This is a genomic window from Kitasatospora sp. NPDC047058 (assembly GCF_040643935.1).
Classification (GTDB): domain Bacteria; phylum Actinomycetota; class Actinomycetes; order Streptomycetales; family Streptomycetaceae; genus Kitasatospora.
In genome coordinates, this window is the sequence record NZ_JBEYVJ010000520.1 from 1 (window position 1) to 4126 (window position 4126).

Consider the following 4126-nt stretch of genomic DNA (forward strand, 5'->3'; position numbering starts at 1 on the left):
GCGAGCGCCTGCCGCGCCCCCTCGCCGCCACCGGGGCCGACCACCCAGGCCTGCACCCGTCCCGCGCCGGCCGGCCGCCTCGGTGGTCGCACAACCGCCGCCGCGGCAGCCGTGCTGCTCGCGCTGCCGCTGTCCGTCGTCGCCGCCGCACCGGCCCTGGCCGCGCCCGCCGCCCCGGTCGGTGCCGTCGCCGAGGCCACCACCGGCGACACCGTCCCGGCCGCCGTCCACGTCGAACTTCCGCGCCCGACCGGGCCGTACGCGGTCGGGAAGGAGGACCTGCACCTGGTCGACCAGGGCCGTCCGGACCCGTGGGTCCCCTCCGCCGGACCGCGTCAGCTGATGGTCTCGATGTACTACCCCGCGCACACCGGCACGGGCGGCCCGGCCCCGTACCTGACCGACGCGGCCGCCCGGATGCTGCTGGACGGGAAGCTCCCGGGCAACTCCATCCCGACCGGGGCGGTGAGCGGCACCCGGACGTGGGCGGAGTCCGGCGCGCGCCCGCGTGGCGGCCACTACCCGCTGCTGGTGCTGTCGCCCGGCTTCACCATGCCGCGCGCCACCCTCACCGGCCTCGCCGAGGACCTGACCAGCCGCGGGTACGTCGTCGCGCTGGTCGACCACACCTACGAGAACACCGGGACCACCTTCCCGGACGGGCGGACGCTGCCCTGCGTGATGTGCGGCAGGGTCAAGGACCGGGAGGACGCCAAGCGGGTGGACGAGAGCCGGGCGAAGGACGTCTCCTTCGTCATCGACCGGCTGACCGACCGCCCGCACCCGGCCTGGCGGTACGCCCGCCTGATCGACCGCGACCGGATCGGCATGGCCGGGCACTCGGCCGGGGGCGCGGCCGCCGTCCCGACGATGGTGGGCGACGACCGGATCCGGGCCGGGGTGAACCTGGACGGCACCATGGACTACCCGGTGCCCGAGACCGGCATCGGCGGCAAGCCGTTCCTGATGATCGACCACCAGACGTCGGACGGTGACGATCCCAGCTGGTCCACGAGCTGGGGCCGGCTCGACGGCTGGAAGCGGTGGCTCGGCTTCGCGGGCACCAACCACGGCAGCTTCACCGACCTCCCGCTCTTCTTCGAGGCGCTCGGCATCTCCCAGGGCCCGGAGACCACCATGTCGGGCCTGCGCGCCGCCGACCTCACCCGCCGGTACGTCGGGGCCTTCTTCGACCTCCAGCTGAAGGGCCTCGACCGGCCGCTCCTCGACGGGCCGGCCGCCGCCTACCCGGAGGTCCGGTTCCACTCCTGACCGCCGGCACGGGTCAGGCCGTGAGCGGCGCTCAGGGCAGCAGGATCAGCTTGCCCGTCATGCGGCCGCTGCGGCTGAGGTGGTGGGCCTCCTCGGCGGCGGTGAGCGGGAGGGTCCGGGCGACGGCCACCCGGAGGCTGCCGTCGGCCACCGCGGCCACCAGCGGTTCCAGCCGCCCGCGTGAGGGGCGGCGCGTGGGCGGGGTTCCCCCTTTTCCCCGGGGCCTGAGGGGTTTCTCCTGGGGCTGGCGGGCCCGGTGGCGTCGGTGGCCCCGCTGACCCGGGCGGCCCGGGTGTGGTGCGCGTGCGGCGTGTCGGCGGGCCCCGGGGTCGGGCGGGCGGCGGGGCCGGGTGAAGATGGACCGCCATGCCGAGCAGCCCCGGATCCTCCGTCGCCGCCGCCGGGACCGTCGAGACCACCGGGACCCCCGAGCCCGCCGACGCGTCGCGGGGCGGCTTCCGGGTGCGGCTGGAGAACTTCGAAGGCCCCTTCGACCTGCTGCTGAGCCTGATCGCCAAGCACCGGCTGGACGTCACCGAGGTGGCACTGGCCACCGTCACCGACGAGTTCATGGCGTACATCAGGGCGATGGGCCCGGACTGGGACCTCGACGCCGCCACCGAGTTCCTGGTCGTCGCCGCGACCCTGCTCGACCTCAAGGCCGCCCGGCTGCTGCCCGCCGCAGAGGTCGAGGACGAGGAGGACCTCGCCCTGCTGGAGGCCCGCGACCTGCTCTTCGCCCGGCTGCTGCAGTACCGGGCGTACAAGCGGGCGGCCGCCCTGTTCGGCGAGCGCTGGGCGGCGGAGCTGCTGCAGCGGCCGCGGACCGTCGGACTGGAGCCCCAGCACGCGCTGCTGCTGCCCGAGGTCGTGATCGGCATCGGCACGGAGCGGTTCGCGCAACTCGCGGCGAAGGCGATGACGCCCAAGCCGAAGCCCGTGGTCTACGTCGACCACATCCACACCCCGCCGGTCAGCGTCCGCGAGCAGGCCGGGCTGGTGGTCGGGCTGCTCACCGAGCTGGGCGAGGCGTCGTTCCGGCAGCTGGTCGAGGACGCGCCGGACACGCTGGTGGTGGTCGCGCGCTTCCTGGCGCTGCTGGAGCTGTACCGGGAGCGGGTGCTCGCCTTCGAGCAGCCGGAGGCGCTGGGCGAGCTGCTGGTGCGGTGGGTCGCCGAGGCGGACCGGGGCGCGGTCGAGGTGACGGACGAGTTCGACCGGCCGGCGGGCGAGCAGCAGGACGAGCGGCAGCGGGAGCAGCCGCAGCGGGACGAGCCGCAGAGGGAGGCAGGGGCATGACGTCTGGTGCGGAGGCCGGAGGACGGCCGGTGCGGCGCCCGCTCGGCGTGCCGGGGCAGCCGCGGGCCGAGGAGTGGCTGGAGCCGGCGCCGGGGGTGGTGCCGGCGGCGGAAGCGGTGGACACGGCGGAGGTGGAAGCGGCGGCGGAGGCGGCTCTGGTGTCGCCGTCCGTGCCGTCTGCGCCGCCTGTGCCGTCTGCGCCGCCTGTGTCGTCCGTCCCGTCGCCGGTGTCCCCGTCCGTGCCGGTGCCGGCGCCGTCGGTGCCGGTGGGTGCGTTCGCGGGCGCGGGCCCGGAGCCGGGGGTGGTCCTGCACGAGAAGTCGGCTCCGTCGACTTCTCGTGCGGTGGCCGCCTCCGGGGCGGCCGTGCTCGGGCCGCCGGCCGGGAAGGAGGCGGCCGGGGAGGACACGGCCGGTGAGGACGCGGACGGGGGCTCGGGTGACGGCGAGGCCGGGCCCGGGCTGAAGGCCGAGCTGGAGGCGGTCCTGATGGTCGTCGACGAACCGGTCGGCGAGGCCCACCTGGCGTCCGTCCTGGAGCGGCCCCGGGCCGAGGTGGCCGCGGCGCTGCGCGAGCTCTCCGCCGCGTACACCGCCGAGGGCCGGGGTTTCGACCTGCGGCTGGTGGCCGGCGGGTGGCGGTTTTACAGCCGGGCGGCGTGCGCCCCGGCCGTCGAGCGGTTCGTCCTGGACGGCCAGCAGGCCCGGCTGACCCAGGCCGCGCTGGAGACCCTGGCGGTCGTCGCCTACCGGCAGCCGGTGTCCAGATCCCGGGTCTCCGCCGTCCGTGGTGTGAACTGTGACGGCGTGATGCGTACCCTGGTACAGCGAGGACTGGTGGAAGAGGCCGGATCCGAGCCCGAAACAGGTGCGATCCTGTATCGGACGACGAACTACTTCCTGGAACGGATGGGGCTCCGCGGCCTGGATGAGCTGCCGGAGCTCGCTCCCTTCCTGCCCGAGGTCGACGACGTGGAAGCGGAGTCCCTGGAGGGCACGATGATCGCGGAGGCGGTCGCCGCCGCTGCCGCGCAGGCCGCGGACGGCAGTGGCGAGGCCGATCGGGCTGCGCCTGATCGGTAGGGGGCGGTGAGGTCGGCCGAAACGACCGCACAGCCCAGACGGAAAACGACGTACGGACACTTTGATGCGTAGCAGTGGCAACGGCAGGAACAGCAGCGGCGGCGGCAGCGGTCGCGGCGGACAGGGCGGGGGCCGGGGCGGCGGCTCCTACGGGGGCGGCTCGCGCGGTGGTGGCTCGTACGGCGGCGGCTCCGGCTCGTCGCGCGGTGGCCAGGGCTCGCGCGGCGGGTCCTACGGCGGCGGCTCGGGCTCCTCGCGGGGCGGCCAGGGCTCGCGCGGCGGCTCGGGCTCGTACGACCGCAGGGACGACCGGCGCGACGACCGCCGGGATGACCGCCGTGACGACCGTCGCTACCCGGACCGCCCGCTGCGGCCCGAGGAGCGGCGCTACGACCGCCCCGAGTACGGCGGCGGCCCCAACGCCACCCCCGCGCGCGGCGGCTACGCCGGGCGCCGTCCCGGCCCGGCCCCGC

Annotated in this window: 4 protein-coding genes and 1 pseudogene; 4 read left to right on the plus strand and 1 reads right to left on the minus strand. The window is 75.9% G+C overall.

Annotated features, from left to right (window positions below; all coding sequences use genetic code 11):
* The first annotated feature begins 111 nt into the window (after positions 1–111).
* Entirely contained in the window at positions 112–1272 is a 1161-nt protein-coding gene (locus ABZ885_RS36615) for an alpha/beta hydrolase (protein ID WP_360198802.1), read from the plus strand.
* A 31-nt stretch (positions 1273–1303) separates the two neighbouring features.
* Here the strand turns inward: ABZ885_RS36615 and ABZ885_RS36620 are convergent, their stop codons facing one another.
* A complete protein-coding gene (locus ABZ885_RS36620; protein WP_360198805.1) occupies positions 1304–1657 on the minus strand; it encodes a zinc-binding dehydrogenase in 354 nt (117 codons plus the stop codon).
* On the opposite strand from ABZ885_RS36620, the gene ABZ885_RS36625 reads away from it, so the two are divergent.
* From ABZ885_RS36625 to ABZ885_RS36635, 3 genes and pseudogenes are all read left to right on the plus strand, one after another.
* Positions 1639–2571, plus strand: coding sequence for a segregation/condensation protein A (locus tag ABZ885_RS36625; RefSeq protein ID WP_360198799.1), 933 nt, complete (start codon positions 1639–1641; stop codon positions 2569–2571). The genes ABZ885_RS36620 and ABZ885_RS36625 overlap by 19 nt on opposite strands.
* A 488-nt stretch (positions 2572–3059) precedes the next feature.
* The gene (gene scpB / locus ABZ885_RS36630; protein WP_360198808.1) at positions 3060–3653 is read left to right on the plus strand and encodes an SMC-Scp complex subunit ScpB; all 594 of its coding nucleotides are present in this window, start codon (positions 3060–3062) and stop codon (positions 3651–3653) included.
* A 64-nt stretch (positions 3654–3717) separates the two neighbouring features.
* A pseudogene (locus ABZ885_RS36635) lies at positions 3718–4126 on the plus strand (pseudouridine synthase); the annotation flags it as partial.